This is a genomic window from Pseudoalteromonas amylolytica (assembly GCF_001854605.1).
Taxonomy (GTDB): domain Bacteria; phylum Pseudomonadota; class Gammaproteobacteria; order Enterobacterales; family Alteromonadaceae; genus Pseudoalteromonas; species Pseudoalteromonas amylolytica.
Genome location: NZ_MKJU01000032.1, coordinates 112,790 through 113,241 on the forward strand (window position 1 = coordinate 112,790; position 452 = coordinate 113,241).

Below are 452 nucleotides of genomic sequence, written 5' to 3' on the forward strand. Positions count from 1 at the left end.
TGTTGGAGTATCGCCAAGCGGTAAGGCAGCGGGTTTTGATCCCGCCATTCCCAGGTTCAAATCCTGGTACTCCAGCCACTTTACCTACCAATTAAAGTGTATATCGAAGCCTTAGGAGCACCTATGGCAAGCTAGTAGCTTAACTACTTAAATTATGCCTTTAGGCATATCCTGTGATGCGGGGGTGGCGGAATTGGTAGACGCGCTGGATTTAGGTTCCAGTATCTTCGGGTGTGAGAGTTCAAGTCTCTCCCTCCGCACCAACTTCTCGATTAGAAGTAAAATAATCAAACCTTTTTGTTGGAGTATCGCCAAGCGGTAAGGCAAAAGAGAGAGGTTTTGATCCCTCACTCATTTCCCCCAGATTCAAATCCTGGGACCACACAAGATTTGAATTAAGTAAACGTTGTTGGAGTATCGCCAAGCGGTAAGGCAGCGGGTTTTGATCCCGC

General features: G+C 47.1%; 1 protein-coding gene and 3 tRNA genes (1 of these 4 cut by a window edge). 3 read left to right on the forward strand and 1 reads right to left on the reverse strand.

What is annotated here, in order from left to right:
- The first annotated feature begins 3 nt into the window (after positions 1 to 3).
- Positions 4 to 78 (forward strand) — tRNA-Gln (locus tag BET10_RS18915).
- A gap of 100 nt (positions 79 to 178) precedes the next feature.
- Positions 179 to 263, forward strand: a tRNA-Leu gene (locus BET10_RS18920).
- On the opposite strand, the gene BET10_RS21695 is transcribed toward BET10_RS18920, so the two are convergent.
- Positions 242 to 452: hypothetical protein (locus tag BET10_RS21695; protein ID WP_205987553.1), on the reverse strand; the 211-nt coding region annotated here is incomplete at its 5' end. The two genes, BET10_RS18920 and BET10_RS21695, sit on opposite strands and share 22 nt — an antisense overlap.
- Positions 411 to 452, forward strand: a tRNA-OTHER gene (locus BET10_RS21640) (it continues 104 nt past the right edge of the window). The two genes, BET10_RS21695 and BET10_RS21640, sit on opposite strands and share 42 nt — an antisense overlap.